We start from the raw sequence: 24264 nt of genomic DNA, 5'->3' as shown, positions 1-24264 counted from the left end.
CCCTTTTTGTGTTAAACTTCGCCGCCGTGCAACTTCTCGTGTGTATTTTTGGTGTTGCCAACTCGGTTGATATAATCCAAGTAACAAGGTATTTGAACTCATGACTGCATTTTCAAATCATCAAATTGTTTTAACAGCGATTGGCGAAGACAGACCCGGTATTGTAAGTGAACTAACCCAACTGGTTAGTGATTGCCACTGCAACATTATTGACAGCCGTATTGCTATTTTAGGCTGCGAATTTACCTTCATAATGCTACTCAGCGGCGACATGTCGGCAATAAGCCGCATAGAGCACGTACTGCCTACTAAAGCCATGGAACTTGGCCTGCTAACCATGATGAAGCGTACAGCGAGTCATACTCCTAGTGAGTTTTGTGCAGGTTACACCCTAGAATACACTGGCATAGACACCCCTGGCACATTGAGCAAAGTAACGCGCTTTTTTGCCGATAACAACATCAGCATTTGTTCATTAAAGTCAGACACATTCGATGAAAAAGTCGATATGAAAATGCGTTGTGAAATCGAATTTAATATTCCAGTTGATGTAGATATAGATCAATTTAAAATTAGTTTTGAGAGCCTTTCTCACACACTAAACGTAGATTATATTTTTAAACGAATTCGTTAAGGATGCTAAACATGAACACAATTAGTCCATTACAAGCTGGCGATACTGCACCCGCTTTTAGCCTACAAAACCAAAACGACGAAACAGTAACATTAAGCGAGCTGCTAAAAGAGCAACAAGTGCTTGTGTACTTTTACCCAAAAGCGTCAACACCGGGTTGTACTGTACAAGCCGAAAACCTACGCGATGAGCAAGCACAGCTTGCTAAATTTAATACCCGCGTTGTAGGTATTAGCCCAGATCCAATTAAGCGCCTTAAAAACTTTGAAACTAAAAAAGAGCTTAATTTCGATTTATTAGCCGATGAAGACCACGCCATTGCTGAAGCATTTGGTGTATGGGGTTACAAAAAGTTTATGGGTAAAGAGTACGATGGTATTCACCGCCTAACATTTTTAGTAGGACAAGACGGTAAAATTAAACACTTGTTTGATAAGTTTAAAACTAAAGATCACCATCAAGTAGTGCTAGATTATCTTGCAGCAGAATAAGCTAGCGGCTGAGTAAGTTAGCTACCAGCTATTAGACAAATACAAAAAAGCGTTGCTCAAGGGCAACGCTTTTTTTATGCCTATACATTTGCGCTATATAAAACTTAAATAGTAATTGAGTAAATAATTTGTTAAAACTGCCAAAGCACTTATTATTAGCACCTTGCCAATTGGATATTTAAACCTTGAATAAAAGCCTAAAATTTAAACTTTATTTAACTGCCTTAATCATCTGTATTATCGGTTTTAATTTTTCAGAGCCAAGTATGCAATTTTACTCAAACCCGTTTTATATCGGTAGTTTCGTTTTTGCCATTGCGCTTATAATCTCTGTAATTAATTACGCCTGCCCTGCCTGTAAGAAAAATCAAGTAATGCGCTCTATTTCTAGTTATAAGCTCCCAACTAACAATTGTTATAATTGCGGGAAAGAGATTGATGAGAAAACTTAAACCCTGATAAATATGTAAGGTAATATTTTTCTACGTAATAATTAACTTACTAAATTAATCTAAGTTTGCAGACATCTCCACTAATTCTTGATAGTAGTCAAAATTAGAGTCATTATTAAAAATATAAAACATTAGATGAATTCTCTTTGTTTTGAGCTTATCAATTAATGAACGATTATTACTTTGAGAGCTAGACCTACGGTTAGTTTCTATTAATTTTTGGATTTCATTATGATAGCCAATACCACTATAGCCATATAGGGTGGTTTGTCTTTTGTAGTTTAAAAGGTAGTCGTTCAATGTTAGTTCTTGATTTATAGAATTCCGTTTAGCTGGTGCTCCATTATTCGAGCTTTCATAAATCAATTCTTGATCACTGATGTGATCGTAGATCTTTCTGTTTTCAAATGAGGATATTGAAAAGTCAAATTTTATAGCTCCTAAAGCATGATAAATCATACTTTCCTCTGAAGAAACAGCTGTTTTAAACAGGCGAATAGCGGATTCAAGTTTATTTTGACCCATCTCCATAAATGTACACAAACAAAGTAATAAAGGCATATCCAAAGTAGTGTTACCTCTCATTGTAGAAACCACTAACTGGATTCGATTTAAAACTTTAATAGATTGCCTTGGCGGTATTTTAAATTCGTTAAAAACATCAGAGCAAAGTTTTAAAAAATCTTTAGAGTTGAAATTAATATAAGGAAACAGAATAATCCCTCTTTCAACTAAGTTTTTTAAGTCATAAGTCACTTTAGAGTGGTGATTCAAAAGAAGCTCTTCGGAAACCTTGGACCTTAGATAATATTTATTATCAAAAAACCGACTTAAATATATCTCTGCATCAAATTTAGAACCATACACAGCTTTAACTGTATGGCTTAATTGCATAGTATTAGTCGCTACGATAAAGACCAAACCTGGTATATCAAAAACATGCTTAATAGCTTCCAACATCTCAACTGCATAAGTCGGCTTACAACGATCTAATTCATCTATGAAAATAAATGCCGGGTAGCTATTGGTGATAGTGTTCATATTTTTAACTGGATGGTCTACAACGTATTCGACCCAGTCTTGAATTGCCAGTTTTAGTGCTTTTACGCTTTTTTTGCTGTCAGTGACTTCTTTACAGAATATCTCTAATACTTTTTCACCAGCTTTAGAAAAATCAATTTCTTTATTTGACAAATTTGCACCGTCAGTTTGTGATGAATCAAATACATCGAGATCAAATCCTAAGTACCTCTTCATTAATCCACTGCCAACTCTTGGCGCTGCTGCTTTGATTATTTCTTTGAATTTAGCTTTAGCTTTAGGTGTATCGGCTCGATCAGTTTGGCTTTTTAATTGCTCAATAATTTCACTTAAAACGGTCATTAGTGGAGACTCTAAGTAGTCAATAGCCCACGTATCAATATATACAACTGGATGATTACTCTTTAAATCTTCGCTCCACCTTTTCAAAAAATAGGTTTTACCAGCGCCCCATTCAGCATCGAGGTTAAGAACATAATTTGAAAGGTTATTTTTATCTGTACCACCTTTAGCTTTTATTAATGAAGTTAAATAAGTAGCATATTTTGCTCTATCTAGATTATCTGATGAGAACTGTTCTCCATCAATAACTTTGATGTTACTCCAGTCAAAATCCATTTTAGTTCTCTTTTAAAAGTCGGGTTATGCCTTAATCTTTATAAATTAGAGCTTTAACCATTATTAGTGGGAAATAATACTCTATACGAATTATATAGAGAATAGAACTCATATATGGTGCTTTGTCGGATGGCGCTTCGCTTATCCGACCTACGTTTTCAAATATATAATTCAGGTTTATTGGGGGCGTGTAAATCAAAGGGGTCAAATCTTGACTTCATACATCATAATTAATTAGCTGTTTATATTCGCCGAAACTTAAATAAGTTACTGTGTCGGATGGCACTTCACTTATCCGACCTACGCTTTCAAATATATAATGCGGGGTTATTGGGTGTGGGTAAAGAGGCTTTGAAACAAGGTGCTAAAAGTGGTTTTTATATTTCAGTATTATTTCTGTGACTCTAAATAGCATTAGTTGGCTTTTTGAAGAGAATTATCGTTGGACAAACTGGTTGGCTACAACGAGTACCGATATAGTTAAAGCTGTTTTAGGTGCGCTGGCTGGTATTTTAGCAGGTATAGTACTTGCTAGTGGAACTGTAGCTGTTGTAGCTATTGGCTCGGGGATTATTATTGGAGTAATTGTAAGTATAGGGTTAAATTCAATTGATAAAAGGTTTGAAATAACCAAATCATTAATAAAGTATCTAGAGTATAAAGAAAGGCATTTGATGAAAACTACTGGAGAAGAAATTCATAGAGTTTATATAGCCACAGTAAGCTCTTTCCTGAAATCTATAAAGATCAAAGCAAGAAAAGCTCTCAACAGCTTTTTAAGTGAGTTAGTCAACCTATGGTAAATTCATTCAAGTTACGATTTAATAGTTTAGATTCAACTTTTATATTTGCAGTTGTGTTTACACTTCTATTAAGTGTTGGTGTTACTTGGCTGATGATTTCTTATCTTTTTAGCGAAATAATCCAAGGGATTTTATACCCATATAGTATTTACCCAATAATTGTTTCGTCTACCGCTGATATTTTAATGATTCCAGGTTGTATTGTTTTATGGTTGGGATCGTTCATCGGTGTTTTTGATATTTTATTAAAGCTATTTAAAAAGCCTATTTATGAAAAGATAAAAATGAAATTAGGATTAGCTGTTGGTGTAATGCTAGTGGTTTCAATAGTAACGCTTATTGCGAATTATGTTACTTGGCAAATTGCTGCTCGCGCTAATGGTTATACCCAATGCGCAAGTGGCAGTAAGCTTTTAGTTGGAAGCAAAACTTCTTCAGTGTGGAGTAAAGAAGAGTATTTATGCTACGACTACAATGTAGATAGACTTTTACCTACAGGAATTCATGAGCAAGTGCTTGAGGTAGCTGAGTACCTAAATAGAGATTAAATTAAAGCGTTGCAAACCTTCCTAAGCTTTAATCAAAAGCTGCTTATGTGTCGCGGTATTCAACTTTGTTTGTGTCGGATGGCGCTTCGCTTATCCGACCTACGTTTTCAAATATATAATGCGAGTTATTGGGGGCGTGGGTATCGGAGATTCGTTGGGTTTCGCTACGCTCTACCCAAACTTGTATCTCTTCTTGATGAGTGTTTAACTTAAATTTTTACGCAGACGAAAATGGCGTTGCCTGAGCGCTCTGCCCATGGGGTGATTTTGTCGTAGTCATGTTCAAATATGTGAATTTCGAAGTACGGCTTTAGGGCTTCTTTAAGCTCGGTGTAAGTAAAAGCAACCATTGGGTGCTCGTCGTGCCATACGAGTGTGTTGTCTGCGGTGGTTTTTTCGATGTTGAGTTTTAATAGTTGTTTGCTACCACTGCCACTGTAATGCCAGCCAGAGCGAAATGTGAACAAGCTATTTTCGCTTGTTGCTGTGTGCTCTACAAATGAATCGCTGTCGATTTTGTTTTTATCAACCGTGTTAAAGCAAAATATTCCACCTACGTTTAACGCGCTGTGTACGCTGGCAAGGCATTCTTTTAACTTATTAATACCGTCGCAGTAATGGATTGAATACAAAAAGCAGGTAATTAAATCCACGTGCTCAGTTACCTTAAATTCACTCATATTTTGCAATGAAAATTGCGCTTCTGGGCAGCGAGTTTTTGCTTTATCTAGCATTGGCTGGTTTAAATCAAGCCCACTACTTTTATAGCCGTAATCAATAAAGTGGCGTACATGCGGGCCGGTGCCACATGCTAAATCGAGATGGGTATTTCCACCATTACCAAAAATTTGGTGCAGCCTGTGAATAGAATTGCTTTGGGCTTGATAATCTATATCTGCGCACATTAAGTCGTAGTAATCAGAAAGGTCGGTGTAAAGCGCATTTACGGACATATAAGCCTAGTGGTAAGTAGTGGAATATTTTTAAGTCGCGCATAGTAAACTAATTAGCACAATTAACGAAGAAGATATGAGCTTTATGGTAGATGTAATTTTAGGTTGTAAAGTTCAGGCTATAAAGTACAGGGTTGTCGGATGGCGCTTCGCTTATCCGGCCTACGTATTTAAATATTATAGAGCGTTGTTATAAAACGGTGTGGAATTGGAGATTCGTTGGGTTTCGCTACGCTCTACCCAACATACGTACTATAACTTTAAACTGGCTTTAACTAATTCCTAAATACTTATGTACTTGTATTGATAGGCGCCAGTTTTTGGCAATACAGGTGTCGATTGCGAGTTTAGTTGCTGATACTTTTTGGCTAATTGGCTGTAAGTAAACAAGCTTAGGGTTAACGCCTGTTTTAGCAAATAATTCTTCTAACTCTTCTACATGCTTTTGCATGGCAACGGGGTGTTTTATCTCGTTTGCGCGCTTCATGGTGCTGGTTAGTACTTCGTAACCGCCGCGCATATTAATTTTTGGTGATACTGTTACCCATGTTTGCTCTGGGGCGAGTATTTCAAACGTGCCGCTGGTTTCTATTTGTGTGCTAAAGCCGTGTTCGTGTAATAAGTTACATACTGGATTTAAGTCAAACATACATGGCTCACCGCCAGTAATTACTACATGCTTTGCGGTATACCCACGCGATTGAAACAACGCTAAAATTTGCTCTGCACTGGCGTTAGCCCAATGATCTGAGTCGGCTTTTTTTTCTACGGTTTCGTCCAGCGATACTTTATATACGTTATCAACATCCCACGTTTGCTTGGTGTCGCACCAAGAACAGCCTACTGGGCAGCCTTGCAGGCGCAAAAATATTGAAGGTGTGCCAGTAAAACTTGCTTCACCTTGGATGGTTTCAAACACTTCATTAATTTTGTACAAAAGAGATCTCACTTACTACCTAGCAGCCAAATTGCTACTATTAAAAAACCAAAAAGCGCTGTGCAAAAATTGTTATTTAAGCTGCGGCCGTGTAGTATATCGCGCCCTGATATAAACCTCTATTAAAACTAAGAGCAAAACAGATATGACGCAAAAAGTAGTTGTTATTTATTCCGGCGGTATGGACTCATTTACCGTATTAAATAAAGCCCTGCAACAAGGCCATGATGTATATGCCCTATCATTTGACTATGGTCAGCGTCATGTAAAAGAGCTTAAAGTAGCAGCAAGTGTGTGTGAAAAATTAAACGTTCCGCACAAAATTGTTGATATTTCGGCGATTAACCAGCTTATTGGTGGCTCATCTCTTACTGATGATATTGACGTGCCAGAAGGCCATTACGAAGAAGAAAGCATGAAAAGTACGATTGTTCCTAATCGTAATATGATTTTGCTCTCGCTTGCTGTTGGTTACGCGGTATCACTTAAAGCTAGCCAAGTTTATTACGGTGCTCATTCTGGGGATCATGCTATTTACCCCGACTGCCGTCCTGAATTTGTGCAAAAAATGGATGATGTGTGCCGTATTGCTAACTACGACGCTGTAGAAATTTTTAGCCCATACTTAAACAATACTAAAATTGGTATTTTAACCGACGGTATTGAAATGGGTTTAGATTACAGCCAAACGTGGACTTGTTATAACGGCCGTGAAAAGGCCTGTGGTAAATGTGGCGCGTGCCAAGAACGCCTTGAAGCATTTGCACTAAATAACATTACAGACCCGTTAGAATACGAATAAGCAGCAATTAATTAGTAATACAGTTGCTACAAACAAAAAAGGCTATCATCGATAGCCTTTTTTGTTTGTTTAATTTTAACGTAGAGATTATAACCAGCGTTTTACGCGCGCTTTGTAAGCGGTAAACTCTTCGCCAAATAATTTAGTGAGCGCTCGCTCCTCGGGTATTATTTGAAAAAACGTTAAATACGCAATAAACCCGATAATACATAAAAGTGCCCACAATGAGCTCAACCAAATACCCCACCCTGCTAAAATAAATGCAAAACCCACATACATTGGGTTACGCGAAATTTTATAAATGCCGCTCGTAATAAGTTTTGACGCTTGCTCAGGTTTACTAGGGTTTACTGTGGTGTTTGCTATTTTAAAACTCACCACCCCTGCAATACAAAAAACACACCCTATAATAACCAAACTTGCTGCTAAGTAGGTAATAAATGCGGTGAAATCAATAACACTGTAATGCGCAATAAGCGCCATTATGCCTGCAAAAAACAGCACAACAATAACGGGAGGTATTTTATTATTTAACATGGCAACTCACTGTATTGACTAAAATATGTTTATTAATGCAGCCATTAAACAATATCTAAAGTGTATAAATGATGAACACACTCAAGGCTGAGCATAAATAAAGTATACAAATTAAGTTACAATTGTCAGCTTTATCAAAAGCGCTTAAAGGTTATACTTTAACCATAAACGAATAATAAAATGATAAGGAATGAGGTTATGTCTGGAACTACGATGATTGTACTTATTGTGCTAATTTCGGTTGGCTCAGGAGTGGTTTACGATATGTATAAAAAGCATCTTGAGTTTAAGCATAAAATGCAAAACAACAACAGCGATGCCCATAAACAATTAGCTGAAACAAACGCACAAGTGCTTGCATTAAAAGAGCGTGTACAAACACTTGAGGCTATTGTTACTGATTCTAGCTTTAACGTTAAAGATGAAATTAATAAACTTTAGGTTGTTATAAGTAATTTGGATATAAATGTGCATTTTCTGGCTGCTCAATGCCATGAGCAGCTAAAAACCCACCAATAGCTTGCCCGCAGCCCTCTGGTGCTCGCCCACTGTCTATCTCAAAGTTTAACTTATTTGCATGTTGCTTACCCATAGAGCATAGCCCTACGGTACTTGGCGAGCGCATAGCGATACTTAAGTTACCTATTTGCTCAACCACAACGTGCTTACTAAAACGGGCAAAACCTTTGTACTTAAATTGCTCATTTACGTAATCATTGCTTGTGGCTACCAATACTGTAATTAAGGCGTGCAAAAAGCTATTAGCTGATGGATCTGCTGTTAAAAACGAAATAGTTTTTTTATTAAACTCGCTAAGTTGGCAATTCTCACACAACAGCTCAACAGTATATAAATGTTGCTCGGCTATTTGCTGCTGACTTTTAAGCTCAATACTTTTTCCTGCAAATACAATACGTTTAAGTACTTCATCTACATGGCTTTCAGCACTTACACTTTTAACAAGCTCGGGGTTTTGCGCCATTACAGGTAAATCGTGGTGGTTATTAAATGGCGTGCTTGTTGCGCCGCTTTGCATTAACTGAAAAAGCTCTCTTACTTCATGTTCACGCGCTACTTTTAACGCTAAAAATGCTGTTTGAATAAGCTCTGAAGTAGGTAAATTTTCCTCTACTATCCAGCGTCTGCCAAATAATAGCTTTTTGGCTTTGCCTTCATTTGTAGATGCACTTTTTTGATAGTTATCTGGGCTGAGCACTGCTACTTGCAAGTAAATTTCTTCACCTTTTTGCGCAGCAAGCACTCTAAAGTGAGCCGAAAATTCAATACTCTCAAGCACTTCGTTTACGCTTTCAAGCGTGTGCTTGTAACGTAAAAAATGCTGTGGCACCACCCAGCTACTATTAGCCAATTGCACAAGGGGTGCATAAGAAATAGGTTGCTCGTAACTGTGTTGCCATTTTTGCTCATTGCTAAGCAAATGATTAATGTGACTCTTGTTATCTGACATAAATAAACCAAATAAACTCGCGGTGTGCGATATAAACTATGAACACATTACGTCATCAATGTCGTAATTAGATCACATGTACGCCCTACTTTCAGGCTTTTTTAACTATCAGTGAGTTCTTGATAGTCTGTTATAACTTTTTGATAGTATGGCTTATCTTTATTGAGCATTTTATTATAATGATTTATAAGTTGGCCTTGGTACATAACGTGTTCTGTATTGGTAAAGTCCCACATTTTGTGGCCGGTGTGACTAATCTCATTATTGGTATTAAAGCTCACTTCTATTACTTCATAAAAACGTTTGTTGTCGTAAACTATTTGCTCACTTACAAGCCCTAAGCCTAATTGCTTTAAACCGACTCGCAACTTATAAGTGTGATGCACTGGACATAAAATAAACCGAACATTATTTAAATGCTCACTTACGTTATTAGCAATAATTTGTTGTATTAAACTTAACAACAGCTCACCGCCAACACCTGCTATTACAACTACTTGGCTTTTACTTTGAGCAATTTCAATTTTGCCTACATCCTGACATAAGACCTGCCACTGTGGATTTTTATTACAGGCTTTTTGTAATTTATTAATAGATGATAATTGCGCTTCTAGGTCGTTCATTAAAGTGGCGACTATATCAACAAAAATAACCTGCTCTGCAGCTACGCGTTTTAATAGCGCCATGCCTAAATAACCATGGTCGCAGCAGCAATCCCAAATAATATCGTGATGCTGCGAAATTAATGTATTAATGGCAGTTAGGCGTTTGCTGAGTTTCATTTAATCAGTAGATTGTGACGTTTTGTAGATAAGTGCTTTTAAGCTTCTGTCGCTGTCTACTTCAATAAAACGCTCGGTAGGGGCTAGGCGCTCAACAAATTCAATTGCGCCTTGGGTGTGCTCGTTTATTAACGCTTTAAACGCGTGTTCGCTAAGCTCTGGGCTATTAGCACACAATAACAATTGTGTAGTATCGCAAAGTAGCTCTGGCAACCTGCGCAGCACTTTTTGATAGTCTTTAGTTAAAATAAAGCTGCCTTTTTGAAAGCTTGGCGGATCAACTATTATTAAGTCAAACGGGGCTGCTTTTTTTAGTTTACCAAACGACTTTAAAATATCATGAGGTAAAAAGCTTACGCCACGCTCAAAACCGTTTAGTTGATGGTTTTGCTTGCCTACTTTAAGTACACCTTTGCTCATATCCATGTTCATTACATGATCTGCCCCACCTTGCATTGCTGCAAGCGAAAATCCACATGTATACGAAAACAAATTAAGCACTTTGCCATGCTTACTATTAGCCATTACAAACTCACGACCGCTGCGCATGTCGGGAAATATTCCGGTATTTTGACGGCTCTGTAAATCAACCAAAAAACGAATGCCGTTTTCGGTTACAACATGCGGGTTAGGTAATTGCCCATAAACCACGGTGTTTTGGCTTTGTACACCAGCGCGTTGCTGATACACAAGCGACGTAATAAGCTCAGGCTGATTTGCTTGCGCCCACTGCCACACTACATCGGTAAGCTCGCTTAGTGTTTGCTCGTCAATTTCGTCGTACGAAACTAAAAATAAACTTGGCGGATAAAAGTCTAAATTTATATGGCTTAACGCCTCAATACTGTGGCCTCGACCATGAAAGACACGGCACAGTTCATTTTTTAAAATTGGCGCATCTTCAAACGCAGTAATAAGAGGAGTAAAGTTTGCTGTCATTTTTAATTAATCAACTGTTGTTGTAGTTCATGTATTTCATCGCGAACAGAGCCCGCTTTTTCAAATTCTAGGTCGCTTGCGTATGCATGCATTTTGGTTTCAAGCTGCTTAATTTGCACTGTAATTTCTTTCGCGCTAAGTACCTTTTTAGAGTCTTTACGAATAAGCCTTAAATTGTCTTTAGGGCCGGCCTCTTCGCCTACATCCATCGCATCAAGAATCTTTTTGGCTAGTGAATGCGGTTCAATACCGTGTTCAACATTATAAGCATGCTGAATTTCGCGTCTGCGCGCTGTTTCGTCCATGGCCTTGGCCATCGACTTTGTAATTTTATCACCGTATAAAATTGCGCGACCATCTAAGTGACGTGCAGCACGACCAATGGTTTGAATAATTGAACGCGCTGAGCGTAAAAAACCTTCTTTGTCAGCATCTAATATTGCTACTAGCGCTACTTCTGGCATATCCAAACCTTCTCGAAGTAAGTTAATACCCACTAACACATCAAACACACCCGCACGTAGATCTCGAATAATCTCAACGCGCTCAACGGTATCTATGTCTGAATGCAAGTAACGCACTTTTACGCCATGCTCACTTAAGTAATCGGTTAAATCCTCAGACATACGTTTGGTCAATGTGGTTACCAGTACGCGTTCGCTCTTCTCTACACTTTTATAAATTTCTGATAGGAGGTCGTCAACCTGATCGCCCACTGGGCGCACTTCAATAAGTGGGTCGAGCAAGCCTGTTGGGCGAATTACTTGCTCTGCAATTGCGCCCACACAACGTTCTAATTCAAAGTCGCCTGGCGTTGCCGATACATAAATAGTTTGTGGTGAAATAGCTTCAAACTCTTCAAAGCGCAGCGGTCTGTTGTCCATTGCTGAGGGCATTCTGAAGCCATATTCAACTAAGTTTTCTTTACGGCTTCTGTCGCCTTTATACATTGCGCCAATTTGCGATACGGTTACGTGCGATTCATCAATAATCATCAATGCATCGTCTGGGAGATAATCAAGTAACGTAGGCGGCGGATCGCCTGGCGTGCGGCCAGATAGATAGCGGCTATAGTTTTCGATGCCAGAGCAATAACCTAGCTCTCGCATCATTTCCATATCGTATTGCGTACGCTGCGTTACGCGTTGCTCTTCTACTAATTTATTAGCACTTAGTAACTGGGCTCTTCGATCTTTTAGTTCTTCTTGTATTTTATCGATAGCACCGAGTATTTTTTCACGCGGGGTAACGTAGTGTGTTTTTGGGTAGATAGTGGTACGGACTATGTGCTTTTCAACAGCGCCAGTAAGCGGATCAAAAATGCTTAAGCGCTCTATTTCGTCATCAAACATTTCTACTCGAACAGCAAATGTGTCTGATTCTGCAGGGAATATGTCGACCACTTCGCCACGTACACGGTATGTACCTCGGCTAAAATCTATGTCGTTGCGGGTATATTGTATTTCAGCTAGGCGACGCAGCATGTCGCGTTGATCTACTTTTTCGCCCACTTTTAAAAGTAGCATCATTTTCATGTACGATTTAGGGTCGCCCAAACCATAAATAGCCGATACCGACGCTACAATAATAGTATCGCGACGCTCAAGCAGTGCTTTGGTCGCGCTTAAACGCATTTGCTCTATGTGCTCGTTTATAGAGGCATCTTTTTCAATAAAAGTATCGCTTGATACAACATAGGCTTCTGGTTGATAGTAATCGTAATACGATACAAAATACTCAACCGCATTTTTAGGGAAAAACTCTTTCATCTCCCCATATAGCTGCGCGGCAAGCGTTTTATTGTGCGCCATTATTATTGTTGGACGGTTTAAATCGTTAATAATATTAGCCATGGTAAAGGTTTTACCTGTACCAGTAGCACCTAATAACGTTTGGTGTGCAAGGCCAGCTTCTAGCCCTTCGCAAAGCTGTTTAATTGCTGTGGGCTGATCGCCTGCTGGTTTAAAATGTGATCTTAACTGAAAATGGTCGCTCAATTATTGCACTCCTGTAACGATTCGCCGCTCAGCGCCTCTAGTTTTTTCATAAACCATTTATACGCCACTATTGCTGTAAATAAGTTACCTAACGCAGCGCCAATAAACAGCCCTAATAATCCGGCTATTTCGTTGCCTATATAAGCAAATGGTACATAAAATATGAATAACCGAATGACACTTAAAACCAATGCATACATTGGTTTGTGTAAAGCATTAAACGATGAGTTTGATAATATGATCACCCCTTGTAAGCCGTAGCTTAGCGGGATGGTATAAATAAAGAGCTTAATTACATCGATTACGGCTTGTTCTTTACCAAACAATTGGCTTATAACGCCTGAGAATGCAATTAGTAATACGTAGATGGCAAATTGCCACACCATCACAAATTTTAGTGTGCCGGTGTACGCTTCTTTAACGCGGCATAATTTGCCAGCACCAAAGTTTTGGCTAACAAATGGCGGTAATGTCATAGATAGCGCAAGCACTAATATACTTGCAATCGATTCTATTCGACTTCCTACTCCAAATGCAGCTACGGCTTCTGGGCCATGGTGTGCCACCAAAGCGGTCATTACAGCCATTGCAACCGGTGTAAGCATGTTCGCGCCGGCAGCAGGCAGACCAATTTTTAATATCTTACGGATAGCGCCAGCCACTGTTTGCTTGCCTGCTTTTAGGCTCAACAAACGCTTTTTAAACGCTAATATATATAAAATAATAACGACAGCAACCGACCACGCAATAACACTTGCTATGGCGGCGCCTTGAATTCCTAACGCTGGTACAGGCCCAAAGCCAAATATTAGTACTGGATCGAGTATGGCGTTTATCAACCCTGCTCCGCCCATAACTATACTTGGCGTTTTTGTATCGCCACTGGCGCGCAGTACTGAGTTACCAATCATTGGGGTTATTAAAAATACACTACCGATAAACCATATATTCATGTATTCGTGTATTAACGGTAATACTTGTGCGCCCGCTCCTAGCAGAGTAAATATGGGGTCAATCAGTAAATAACCAATAGATGACAACACAATAACCAAAACCACACCAACCATTATAGAAATACTGGCATCAAAACGCGCTTCATCTATTTTATTACTACCGAGTGCTTTTGCTATTACCGCCGATGTACCAATCCCCAGCCCTATTGCTAAGCTTATAACGGTAAAGGTAACCGGAAATGTAAAGCTCACCGCTGCAAGCGGTTCGGTGCCAAGTAAGCTTATAAAAAATGTATCGACAATATTGAACATCATTAACGTGATCATGCCGAATATCATCGGAATGGTCATCGTCTTTAATGTTGGCAAGATGGGATCGTTTAGTAAATCTGGGCGATTCTGAGATTTTGAAATTGCGCGCATGAAATAAATAGGCCTCTTTTACTGAACGAATCATTTTAAAGCATCAAGGCAGTTCAAGCCACGGATTTATCACTACAATTGAAGTAATTAAAGAAGTAAAGATTCGAAAAAATAGTAAAACTTAGTTTTTACATCTTTTTGTTAAAATAGAGCCTAAACACCGCAAAAAACAATTAAAACACATTTTTATAACTTTTATTACAAACACCCAGTGATATCTGATGCTTTTTTACACAAAGGTGATGCTTGGTTTATCGTTACGAAAAAATTCCCTCATCGAGTTGCATCTATTCTGCATCAAATCATAACTCATTGTTTTATATTAAATTAAAAATAATGATTTAAAAGCTTGAAATCGTTGTAGCACCCTAAACCATTGGTGCCGATGATGTTCTTAAAGTTTCATAAACAGAGTTATCCACAGAAACCGTGGATAACTCATTCAAACCCGCATTTATAAAGGCTTTGAGAGAGCCGCCATTTTCGGTGATATCTAGCCAATTGATCATTTGCTATTTGTAGCATTTTTATAAACTCACGCTAAAAACTGAAGCTCTCCAATTTTTCTTCTTAACATAGTTGTACGGTTGGTATAAAAATACGCTTACCATAAAGTTAAGTTATTGATTGTTCTATTTTTGAACGGATAAAGTAAATACCCATTTTATTCATAGTAATTAGATCACAATTTAGATCACAAAATATTTCTGTGGATATACGCGTAGGTATATTTTTAAAAATTTAAAACAAAAACAAATTTAATATTGAAAATACCGCCAAGTAAAAAATGAGTTTTTATGTTTTTGAGTTGTTTTTTAATAACAAGCCACTTTAATAACGTGTTTAATTTAACCAATTTAAAGACTCTGCAATAATAAAAGTCACACTGTTATTCTTAAATTTCAAAAAAAATAACTTTAATAGAGCTATAAAACACGCAGATCGAACACAAAAACAACGAATAAACCTCTTTTTTCAATTTATGACTTTTATATGTTGACACTTTGCGGCTCGGTCATTAATATTTCGCCCCGTTGAAAGGCAAGACGCTTCCCCCTTAGCTCAGTTGGTTAGAGCGACGGACTGTTAATCCGCAGGTCCCCCGTTCGAGTCGGGGAGGGGGAGCCAAGTTTTGTTTACGATGTAGTTCCCCCTTAGCTCAGTTGGTTAGAGCGACGGACTGTTAATCCGCAGGTCCCCCGTTCGAGTCGGGGAGGGGGAGCCAAGTTTATGTTTATGATGTAGTTCCCCCTTAGCTCAGTTGGTTAGAGCGACGGACTGTTAATCCGCAGGTCCCCCGTTCGAGTCGGGGAGGGGGAGCCAAATTCATAATTATCATTTAGTTCCCCCTTAGCTCAGTTGGTTAGAGCGACGGACTGTTAATCCGCAGGTCCCCCGTTCGAGTCGGGGAGGGGGAGCCAATTCTAAGAATTTCATAGACATCTCAAGCTAATTCCACTACTCTTCCTTATATAACTAAAGCATTAGTTTACTCTTTGATGCGCTGTACTTAGTTTATTAATCAAGGACTTGATTCCTTCCCTTTTGAACTATTAAAAGACTGAAAACATGGCTGGATTTAAAAAACTTATTTTTATACAAATTATCACTTGGTTATTGTGTGTTGCAGCAGGAAGCTACTTCATATCTATAAGCTTTGATACTGCAGTAAGTGATGCACAAAAAAATGCGCAAACAACTGTTACTAAGTATATTAATGACCTTTCTTTAGACGATATTTCTGCTCAAAATTTAAAACAATCAATTGCAGATGGTAAAACGTTTTCAAGCTTTACGCTAAGAGATTACCAAGGGGCTGAAATATTTAGCATTAACCCCCCTACTCAATTACCAATGTTTGCTGAATTTGTACTCTCTAACTTTAATTCTGTACGCCCTCAATTTGCTGTAAATGATGCCTCAGATATAAAAGTTGAGTTTGTACTTAACATTGAACATTTAGCGTCGCAACTTCAAACGTCCCTCTTTATCGTTATTTTGATTTCTGCGATTTTAGTTATTATTCCAATAATTTTAATGCAATCAATTTTCTATCAGCTAAATAAAAACATAAGTACAACAGTTGCTGACATTATCGATATTTATATTAATCAAAACCAAGTTGATAATGATTTAGAAACAGCGTTAGATGGCACTCGATTGAAAAAAATGGGGAAAGATTTAGTACCTAGTTTTAATCGATTATCTCATTTTTTAAAAAACAAAAACGAAGACATACAAAGCGCTGCTATGACTATTAAGCATGAAGCGTACAAAGATGTAATTACCTCGCTTGGTAATCGTAATATGTTTGTTGAGTACTACGAAAAAAATATTGAAAACACTGAGCAAAGTACATTTGGCTCTTTAGCTATGGTACGTTGTAGCGAGCTACAAGCTATAAACCAAACCCGTGGTTATCAAAAAGGTGATGAGTACGTTAAAGGCGTTGCCGATATTATTAAGCACATAAGCGGCACTTACACTGGTAGCCAAGTATTTAGATTAAACAGCTCTGACTTTGCTGTAGTACTGCCTCACATTCCATTAAAAGAAGCAGAACGTTTTGGTGAAAATCTACAATCGCGTTTTACTCAGTATCAACAAAACCAAGAGCTAAGCTCAGTAGCTAATACAGGTATTGTAGGTTACGAAAAAGGTAAGCCGTTAGGTGAGCTACTTTCTGTTGTTGATAACGCGATGAGTATGGCGCAATCAAAACAAGTAAACGCATGGCACGTGCAACGAGAAACCGATTTAGTTAATAACGTAAGTGCAGGTTTTGGTAATCAAAACTGGCGTAAGATTATTAAGGAAGTTATTGAATCTAAGCGTGTACATTTAGTTATGCAGAATATTATGCCACTTGGTAAAAGTATTAAAGCCTATGCTGAAGTACAAGTTCGATTTAAAACAGAAGACAATCAAGTACTGCCTACCGCTTCTTTTTTAGCAATGGCCGAAAAGCTTGATATGGCAATAGAAATTGATCGCCTGATCATCGACTCTTCTCTTGAAAAGGTTAAAAGCCGTAACTTATCCGAAAAGTTTTTTGGTTTAAATGTAACAGCCTCTAGTGCACACAACGATCAGTTTGTAATTTGGCTAGAACGCCGATTATTAAAAGATACGCATATTGCATCTAAACTAGTATTTGAAGTAAGCGAGTTTGGTTTACAGCAAAACATAAAGGCTAGTAAGCGCTTTATCGACATGGTGCACAGAGTTGGCGCACGCGTTACTGTTGAACGTTTTGGTGTTGGCTTGACTTCATTTAAGTTTTTCCGCGATTTAAAACCTGACTTTATTAAAATGGACGCAAGTTATACTCGCGGCCTAGAAGACGATAAAAACAATCAGTACTTTATGCGCTTAATGGTCGATTTAGCCCACCGTATTGGTGTTAGCGTATTTGCTGAGGGCGTTGAGAGCCAAGAAGAGAAACACATAATAGAAACTTTGTGTTTAGATGGCGTTCAAGGTTATTACATAGAAAAACCTAAAGATATTTAATTAGTTTTTAATTAATAAAAAAAGAGCATTCGTTGCTCTTTTTTTGTTTCTGCTATTTGAGTAATTCCTTACATCAAAATCACATTAATTTTACAGCCTTGTGATCAATATGTTTGTCCTTGCGTTTATTTAACTGATAACGACTCGCAAATGTTGTTTATCGGGGCAGAAAAAAGGATAATACGCAGGACTTTAATAGCGTGAGGCACACATGACAGAATATGTCTTGTTATTGATTGGAACCGTTCTGGTTAATAACTTTGTATTAGTACAATTTTTAGGCTTATGTCCGTTTATGGGCGTATCAGGTAAGCTTGATACAGCGATTGGTATGTCTTTGGCAACCACGTTTGTGCTTACCCTTGCCTCTGTAACTAGCTATTTAGTTAACCAATATATTTTAATCCCTCTGGATATCGAATTTTTACGTACCATGAGCTTTATTTTGGTAATTGCCGTTGTAGTGCAATTTACCGAAATGGTTGTACGTAAAACAAGCCCTACTCTATATCGTTTACTAGGCATATTTTTACCGCTGATCACCACTAACTGTGCGGTATTAGGTGTAGCTCTATTAAATATCAAAGAAGATCATTCATTTTTACAATCTGCAGTGTATGGTTTTGGTGCTGCGGTTGGTTTTTCTTTAGTGCTTGTATTGTTTGCAGCACTACGAGAACGCTTAGCAGCAGCTGACGTTCCTACGCCTTTTAAAGGCGCCTCCATTGCAATGATCACCGCAGGCTTAATGTCGATGGCGTTTATGGGTTTTACTGGATTAGTGAAGTTTTAATATGACCTTGTTTTATGCCTTGACAGCGATTGGCTCGCTAGCACTCGTTTTTGGACTTATTTTAGGATTTGCAGCAATCCGCTTTCGCGTTGAAGGTAACCCTATTGTTGAGCAAATTGATACTATTTTGCCGCAAACTCAATGCGGACAATGTGGCTACCCGGGCTGCCGCCCTTACGCCGAAGCTATAGCCAATGGCGATGAAATAAATAAATGCCCACCGGGCGGTGAATCAACCATGAAAAAGCTTGCCGGCCTAATGGGGGTTGATGAAAAACCACTTGCCGGTGGTGAGCAAGCAGAACCTATAAAAACAGTGGCTTATATTCGCGAAGACGAATGTATTGGTTGTACCAAATGTATTCAGGCCTGCCCAGTTGACGCTATTTTAGGCGCAACTCGTCAAATGCATACTGTATTAATTGATGAATGCACTGGCTGTGATTTATGTGTTGAGCCTTGCCCTGTAGATTGCATTGATATGCTACCTGTAGCCGAAACTAAACAAAACTGGAAATGGCAGCTAGACGCTATTCCTGTTACACAAATAGATTAGAGGTTTGAGTGGACAAGTTACTTGAACAAATAAAAAAAGGCACCGTGTGGGCATTTCCTGGCGGCATACACCCACCACAACAAAAATCACTCTCTAATAGTGCGAGTATCACTCGCCTACCTTTGCCCGATAAACTCATTGTTGCGCTTAAGCAACACATAGGTGCAAACGGTAGGTTACTTGTAGAAAAAGGCCAACACGTATTAAAAGGCCAACCACTAACAGCGCCTGCTGCTAACTGGTCGGTACCTGTGCATGCGCCAAGCTCTGGTGTGGTTACTGATATTGCACCTATGCCATCAGCACATCCATCGGCCCTACCTGAACTAAGTGTTATTATTGAACCAGACGGCAAAGACGAATGGGTAGCTCTAAATAAAAATAAAAATCCTGCTGAGCTTAGTCATGACGAGCTAATAAATATTATTCACCAAGCCGGTATTAGTGGTATGGGTGGAGCTGGTTTTCCTACTTATGTGAAAGCAGATACTACGCAGCCTATTGAATTTTTGATTGTAAATGCTGTTGAGTGCGAACCTTATATTACTGCCGATGACGTTTTAATGCGCGAACACGCTAAAGAAGTTATCCAAGGCATTGAAATTATGCAGCAGCTTTTAAACCCAACACTGTGCATTGTGGGTATAGAAGATAACAAGCCAGAAGCTATTGCAGCAATGAAGCAAGCAGCTGAGCATAACTCAAAAATCATTATTCAAACGGTGCCCACTATTTACCCCTCTGGCGGTGAAAAGCAGTTAATTAAATTACTTACTAACCGTGAAGTTCCTAGTATTGGTATTCCTGCCGATATTGGTATTTTAGTGCATAACACCGGGACTTTGTTTGCCGTACAACAAGCCGTTTATGAAGGTAAACCACTCATTGAACGTATAGTTACGGTAACAGGTAACACTATTCATAAGCCTGGAAATGTATGGGCACTACTTGGCACTGAAATAAAGCATTTACTTGATTGCCAAGGTTTCTCGCCTGTACCGCAGCAAAGTGTTGTAATGGGCGGCCCAATGATGGGCTTTACGCTACCCACAGTGCGTATTGGCATAGTTAAAACAACCAACTGTATTTTAGCGCCTGATCATAAAGAGCTAGCGGAGCCCGGCCCTGAAAAAGCCTGTATACGTTGTAGCGCCTGTGCCGATGCCTGCCCTGCTTCTTTACTGCCACAGCAATTGCAGTGGTTTGCTAAATCAAAAGAGTACGACAAACTACAAGAGCATAATTTATTTGACTGTATTGAGTGTGGTGCTTGTGCATATGTGTGTCCAAGCGAAATCCCTCTTGTACAGTACTACCGTATAGCCAAAGTTGAAATTAAAGAACAACAAGCTGACAAAATTAAAGCCGACAGAGCAAAAGAGCGTTTTGATGCACGAAAAGAGCGTTTAGATCGCGAGCAAGAAGAACGTCAAAACCGCCACAAACGTAAACCTGCCGCTAAATCTGCTGACGAAAAGCAAAAAGTAGCAGAGGCACTAGCCCGCGTTAAAAATAAATCAGATAACGGCGATGAAAAATCAGCTGTTGCAGCCGCTATTGCACGCGCTAAAGCTAAAAAGCTAGGCGACCAATCTGCTGAATTAGAACCTGACAACAGCGAAGTAGCAAAAGAGCGCGCACTACGTAAAGAACAAGCGCGTAAATATAAAGAGCAAAAATCTCAAACAGATGAATCCGCCGAGACTGCACCCGTTGATGATAAAAAATCAGCAGTCGCTGCAGCCATTGCCCGCGCTAAAGCTAAAAAAGCAGCTAAAGCATTAGATAACGCTGAACAAACAACAAGTGAAGAGCCACAAAACGATGCCCCTGTTGATGATAAAAAATCAGCGGTAGCTGCGGCCATTGCTCGTGCTAAAGCCAAAAAGGCAGCACAAGCATTAGATAACGCTGAGCAAACCGTGAGTGAAGAGCCACAAAGCGATGCCCCTGTTGATGACAAAAAAGCAGCGGTAGCGGCGGCCATTGCTCGTGCAAAAGCTAAAAAAGCGGCTAAAGCATTAGATGGCGCTGAGCAAACCCTGAGTGAAGAGCCACAAAGCGATACGCCTGCTGATGATAAAAAAGCAGCCGTAGCGGCGGCCATTGCTCGCGCAAAAGCCAAAAAAGCGGCTAAAGCATTAGAAGACGCTGAGCAGTCCGTGAGTGAAGAGCCACAAACTGATGCCCCTGTTGATGACAAAAAAGCAGCAGTAGCGGCGGCCATTGCTCGTGCAAAAGCCAAAAAAGCAGCTAAAGCATTAGAAGAAACCGAGCAAACCGTGAGTGAAGAGCCACAAAGCGCGGCATCCGTTGATGATAAAAAAGCAGCGGTAGCTGCGGCCATAGCTCGTGCTAAAGCTAAAAAAGCGGCTAAAGCACTAGAAGATACCGAACAAACTCAGCCCCAAGAGCTACAAGTTGATAGCGCAGCACCTAAGAGTGCAGAAAATAACACCGATGACTCATCAGATCTTATTAGCGCAGATAAACCTAAATCAGCCGACGATAAGAAAAAAGCCGCCGTGGCTGCTGCAATTGCGAGAGCAAAAGCTAAAAAGTTACAAAAAGAAGGAAATAATCAGTCATGAAATTAACCATGGCCAGTTCGCCGCATAATCACAGCCATAAATCGTTAACGCGATTAATGCTTAGCGTTATTGCTGCGTGTATTCCTGGGCTAATTGCTCAAGTTTTCTTTTTTGGTACAGGTGTGCTTATTCAACTGGTACTAGCGCTTGTTGCTGTAAGCGTATTTGAAGCTGCAATAATGCTAATACGAAAGCGCCCTGTTTGGCCTGCATTAAGTGATGGCAGTGCGTGGCTTACTGCCGTGTTATTGGCACTGAGTATTCCACCACTTGCGCCTTGGTGGATAATCGTTATTGGCTGTTTATTTTCTATCGTTATAGTTAAACAGCTTTATGGCGGCCTTGGGTTTAACTTATTCAATCCAGCAATGGCGGCTTATGTACTGCTTTTAGTTTCGTTTCCGGTACAAATGACCGCATGGTTGCCAGTAACTGATTTAATAAATACACCAATAGGCTTTGCTGATCAGCTAAGGCTAATATTTACAGATTTTACGGCCTCTGGGTTTAGCCTAGATCAAGTGCGTGCAGGGGTTGATGGCCTAACAATGGCAACACCGCTGGATACCATTAAAACAGACATAGCACACGGTTTAACCGTTACCGAAAGTATGCAAAAGCCACTATTTAACGAATGGGCTGGCCTTGGTTGGGTGTGGGTTAACTTAGGATTTTTAGCGGGTGGTTTATATTTATTAAAAGCAAAAATAATTAACTGGCATATTCCTGTAAGTTTTATTGCAAGTTTAGCACTATGTAGTGCGATTGGTTATATTGCATCACCTGGTACAGAGCCGGGTACCCTATTTCACTTATTAAGTGGAGCCACTATGATGGGGGCCTTTTTTATAGCAACCGATCCGGTATCTGCAGCAACAACTAACAAAGGGCGCTTAATTTATGGCGTGCTAATTGGCTTACTAATTTATTTAATTCGTACCTTTGGTGGTTTTCCTGATGCCATCGCATTTAGCGTATTATTGATTAATATTGCAGTGCCGCTAATAGACTACTACACACAGCCACGTACTTATGGCCATGGAGCAGTAAAATGATCATTTCGTCAATGGCTAAAAATGGTGCTATTTTAACTGCGTTTGCGTTAGCAACGACGGGCTTAGTTGCCTCTATCAATGCACTTACTGCCGATAAAATTGCAGAGCAAGAACAACTACAACTTACTGCGCAGCTACAAGAAGTGCTCGACCCAAAATCGTACGACAATCAATTATCACAAGATTGCGTAATTATTACTGACGAAAAACTAGGTCCACACGCAAATCAAGTAATTTACCGTGCTCGTAAAAACAATAAACCAGTCGCTGTTGTTATTAGGCATGTTACGCCAAACGGCTACAGTGGCGATATAAATCTATTAACCGCCGTTTTAAGTGATGGCACCATAGCGGGTGTACGCACTACTAAACACGAAGAAACTCCTGGTTTAGGCGACAAAGTAGAAGTTAAAAAATCACTTTGGATCACAACATTTAAAAGCTTAACGGTTGAAGGTGAAGATGACGCTCGTTGGGCTGTAAAAAAAGATGGCGGTCAGTTTGATCAATTTACAGGTGCAACCATAACGCCTCGTGCTGTAGTGGGCTCTGTTAAAAATGCCGTATTGTTCGCACAAACTAATTTTGATGATATTTTTGCAGCACCTAATGCCGAATGTTTAGAGGTAACTAAATGAGTGAGTTAAAAACATTATACAAAGAAGGTGTGTGGGTAAATAACCCTGCCCTTGTACAGCTTTTAGGTTTATGCCCACTGCTTGCCGTTACCTCAACTGTAACAAATGCCTTAGGTTTAGGCTTAGCAACTTTACTCGTACTAATAGGCTCCAATGTTACCGTATCAATAGTGCGTAACTGGGTGCCAAAAGATATTCGTATACCTGTATTTGTCATGATCATCGCGGGCTTTGTAACTATAGTTCAATTACTTATGAACGCTTACACCTTTGGTTTGTATCAATCATTGGGGATTTTTATCCCGTTGATTGTAACTAACTGCGCCATTATTGGCCGCGCCGAAGCATACGCCTCTAAAAATCCTGTTCATTTATCAGCATTTGACGGCTTAATGATGGGTTTAGGCTTTATGATTGTGCTTGTTGTTTTAGGCGCTATGCGTGAGTTAATTGGCCAAGGTACGCTGTTTGACGGCGCCGACTTATTACTTGGCCCATGGGCACAGAGCTTGCGCATAGAAGTATTTAACTTTGATAACCAATTTTTACTCGCAATTTTACCACCGGGTGCCTTTTTAGGGCTTGGGCTGCTTATTGCTGCAAAAAACGTAATTGACGCACAAATAAAATCAAAGCAAATTGCACCGCCAGAGGCTGAAAAAGGCCCTCGAGCACGTGTTACTAGCTTAACTTAAGGGGAAAACGTATTAGAGCAACAATTAGCACTAATACGTTTTAAG

Annotated in this window: 22 protein-coding genes and 4 tRNA genes; 17 read left to right on the top strand and 9 right to left on the bottom strand. The window is 39.3% G+C overall.

The window, feature by feature from the left end; genetic code table 11:
* Window positions 1-100: 100 nt before the first annotated feature.
* Both I6E80_RS15315 and bcp read left to right on the top strand, forming a co-directional pair.
* Window positions 101-634, top strand: coding sequence for a glycine cleavage system protein R (locus I6E80_RS15315; RefSeq protein ID WP_002963123.1), 534 nt, complete (start codon window positions 101-103; stop codon window positions 632-634).
* An 11-nt stretch (window positions 635-645) separates the two neighbouring features.
* Window positions 646-1125, top strand: a complete 480-nt coding sequence (bcp, locus tag I6E80_RS15310) for a thioredoxin-dependent thiol peroxidase (protein ID WP_002963124.1) — start codon at window positions 646-648, stop codon at window positions 1123-1125.
* 506 nt (window positions 1126-1631) lie between these two features.
* Here the strand turns inward: bcp and I6E80_RS15305 are convergent.
* Complete coding sequence (locus I6E80_RS15305) at window positions 1632-3236, bottom strand: P-loop NTPase fold protein (protein ID WP_197185905.1); 1605 nt, start codon at window positions 3234-3236, stop codon at window positions 1632-1634.
* A gap of 398 nt (window positions 3237-3634) precedes the next feature.
* On the opposite strand from I6E80_RS15305, the gene I6E80_RS15300 reads away from it, so the two are divergent.
* Both I6E80_RS15300 and I6E80_RS15295 read left to right on the top strand, forming a co-directional pair.
* Complete coding sequence (locus tag I6E80_RS15300) at window positions 3635-4039, top strand: hypothetical protein (protein WP_197185904.1); 405 nt, start codon at window positions 3635-3637, stop codon at window positions 4037-4039.
* The gene (locus I6E80_RS15295) at window positions 4033-4587 is read left to right on the top strand and encodes a hypothetical protein (RefSeq protein WP_197185903.1); all 555 of its coding nucleotides are present in this window, start codon (window positions 4033-4035) and stop codon (window positions 4585-4587) included. The genes I6E80_RS15300 and I6E80_RS15295 overlap by 7 nt, the downstream gene beginning before the upstream one ends.
* Before the next feature lie 209 nt (window positions 4588-4796).
* Here the strand turns inward: I6E80_RS15295 and I6E80_RS15290 are convergent, their stop codons facing one another.
* Together I6E80_RS15290 and queE are read right to left on the bottom strand one after the other, a co-directional pair.
* The gene (locus tag I6E80_RS15290) at window positions 4797-5540 is read right to left on the bottom strand and encodes a class I SAM-dependent methyltransferase (protein ID WP_197185902.1); all 744 of its coding nucleotides are present in this window, start codon (window positions 5538-5540) and stop codon (window positions 4797-4799) included.
* Window positions 5541-5811: 271 nt separating this feature from the next.
* Window positions 5812-6477: a 7-carboxy-7-deazaguanine synthase QueE gene (gene queE / locus I6E80_RS15285; protein WP_002960417.1), complete on the bottom strand. Its 666-nt coding sequence runs from the start codon at window positions 6475-6477 to the stop codon at window positions 5812-5814.
* Between the two features lie 145 nt (window positions 6478-6622).
* Between queE and queC the strand changes: the two genes are divergently transcribed.
* Window positions 6623-7279, top strand: coding sequence for a 7-cyano-7-deazaguanine synthase QueC (queC, locus tag I6E80_RS15280; protein WP_002960416.1), 657 nt, complete (start codon window positions 6623-6625; stop codon window positions 7277-7279).
* Window positions 7280-7366: 87 nt separating this feature from the next.
* Here queC and I6E80_RS15275 read toward each other — a convergent pair whose 3' ends face one another.
* On the bottom strand, window positions 7367-7816 hold the full coding sequence (locus I6E80_RS15275; protein WP_024598358.1) for an isoprenylcysteine carboxylmethyltransferase family protein: 450 nt from the start codon (window positions 7814-7816) through the stop codon (window positions 7367-7369).
* Between the two features lie 198 nt (window positions 7817-8014).
* Here I6E80_RS15275 and I6E80_RS15270 point away from each other — a divergent pair, with 198 nt between their 5' ends.
* The gene (locus tag I6E80_RS15270; protein ID WP_010553668.1) at window positions 8015-8257 is read left to right on the top strand and encodes a hypothetical protein; all 243 of its coding nucleotides are present in this window, start codon (window positions 8015-8017) and stop codon (window positions 8255-8257) included.
* 4 nt (window positions 8258-8261) lie between these two features.
* On the opposite strand, the gene I6E80_RS15265 is transcribed toward I6E80_RS15270, so the two are convergent.
* The 5 genes from I6E80_RS15265 to I6E80_RS15245 form a co-directional block, all read right to left on the bottom strand.
* Window positions 8262-9284 carry a hypothetical protein gene (locus tag I6E80_RS15265; RefSeq protein ID WP_197185901.1) on the bottom strand — a complete coding sequence of 341 codons (1023 nt, stop codon included), beginning with the start codon at window positions 9282-9284 and terminating at the stop codon, window positions 8262-8264.
* Between the two features lie 101 nt (window positions 9285-9385).
* Window positions 9386-10066, bottom strand: coding sequence for a tRNA (adenine(22)-N(1))-methyltransferase TrmK (locus I6E80_RS15260; RefSeq protein WP_002960407.1), 681 nt, complete (start codon window positions 10064-10066; stop codon window positions 9386-9388).
* Window positions 10067-11005, bottom strand: coding sequence for a class I SAM-dependent methyltransferase (locus I6E80_RS15255; RefSeq protein WP_197185900.1), 939 nt, complete (start codon window positions 11003-11005; stop codon window positions 10067-10069).
* A 2-nt stretch (window positions 11006-11007) separates the two neighbouring features.
* Window positions 11008-13002, bottom strand: a complete 1995-nt coding sequence (gene uvrB, locus I6E80_RS15250) for an excinuclease ABC subunit UvrB (protein ID WP_197185899.1) — start codon at window positions 13000-13002, stop codon at window positions 11008-11010.
* Entirely contained in the window at window positions 12999-14378 is a 1380-nt protein-coding gene (locus I6E80_RS15245; RefSeq protein WP_197185898.1) for an MATE family efflux transporter, read from the bottom strand. Before I6E80_RS15245 ends, uvrB begins: the two co-directional genes overlap by 4 nt.
* A gap of 1051 nt (window positions 14379-15429) precedes the next feature.
* On the opposite strand from I6E80_RS15245, the gene I6E80_RS15240 reads away from it, so the two are divergent.
* The 11 genes from I6E80_RS15240 to I6E80_RS15190 all read left to right on the top strand — a co-directional run bounded on the left by I6E80_RS15240 (window position 15430) and on the right by I6E80_RS15190 (window position 24219).
* Window positions 15430-15506 (top strand) — tRNA-Asn (locus tag I6E80_RS15240).
* Window positions 15507-15526: 20 nt separating this feature from the next.
* A tRNA-Asn gene (locus tag I6E80_RS15235) sits at window positions 15527-15603 on the top strand.
* A gap of 21 nt (window positions 15604-15624) precedes the next feature.
* Window positions 15625-15701 (top strand) — tRNA-Asn (locus tag I6E80_RS15230).
* 21 nt (window positions 15702-15722) lie between these two features.
* Window positions 15723-15799, top strand: a tRNA-Asn gene (locus tag I6E80_RS15225).
* Window positions 15800-15947: 148 nt separating this feature from the next.
* Window positions 15948-17891, top strand: a complete 1944-nt coding sequence (locus I6E80_RS15220) for an EAL domain-containing protein (RefSeq protein ID WP_197185897.1) — start codon at window positions 15948-15950, stop codon at window positions 17889-17891.
* Window positions 17892-18102: 211 nt separating this feature from the next.
* Window positions 18103-18684, top strand: coding sequence for an electron transport complex subunit RsxA (gene rsxA / locus I6E80_RS15215; protein WP_008134172.1), 582 nt, complete (start codon window positions 18103-18105; stop codon window positions 18682-18684).
* Window position 18685: 1 nt separating this feature from the next.
* Window positions 18686-19240: an electron transport complex subunit RsxB gene (gene rsxB, locus I6E80_RS15210; RefSeq protein ID WP_197185896.1), complete on the top strand. Its 555-nt coding sequence runs from the start codon at window positions 18686-18688 to the stop codon at window positions 19238-19240.
* Window positions 19241-19248: 8 nt separating this feature from the next.
* Window positions 19249-21831, top strand: a complete 2583-nt coding sequence (gene rsxC / locus I6E80_RS15205; RefSeq protein WP_197185895.1) for an electron transport complex subunit RsxC — start codon at window positions 19249-19251, stop codon at window positions 21829-21831.
* Window positions 21828-22886, top strand: a complete 1059-nt coding sequence (rsxD, locus tag I6E80_RS15200) for an electron transport complex subunit RsxD (RefSeq protein ID WP_197185894.1) — start codon at window positions 21828-21830, stop codon at window positions 22884-22886. Before rsxC ends, rsxD begins: the two co-directional genes overlap by 4 nt.
* Window positions 22883-23524: an electron transport complex subunit RsxG gene (gene rsxG, locus I6E80_RS15195; RefSeq protein WP_076924858.1), complete on the top strand. Its 642-nt coding sequence runs from the start codon at window positions 22883-22885 to the stop codon at window positions 23522-23524. The genes rsxD and rsxG overlap by 4 nt, the downstream gene beginning before the upstream one ends.
* Window positions 23521-24219 carry an electron transport complex subunit E gene (locus I6E80_RS15190; RefSeq protein ID WP_007585346.1) on the top strand — a complete coding sequence of 233 codons (699 nt, stop codon included), beginning with the start codon at window positions 23521-23523 and terminating at the stop codon, window positions 24217-24219. Before rsxG ends, I6E80_RS15190 begins: the two co-directional genes overlap by 4 nt.
* The last annotated feature ends 45 nt before the right edge of the window (window positions 24220-24264 follow it).

Source organism: Pseudoalteromonas sp. NSLLW218 (genome assembly GCF_015864775.1).
GTDB lineage: Bacteria > Pseudomonadota > Gammaproteobacteria > Enterobacterales > Alteromonadaceae > Pseudoalteromonas.
The sequence above is the reverse complement of the archived record's forward strand: the minus strand, read 5'-3'. Positions and strand labels throughout refer to the sequence as shown.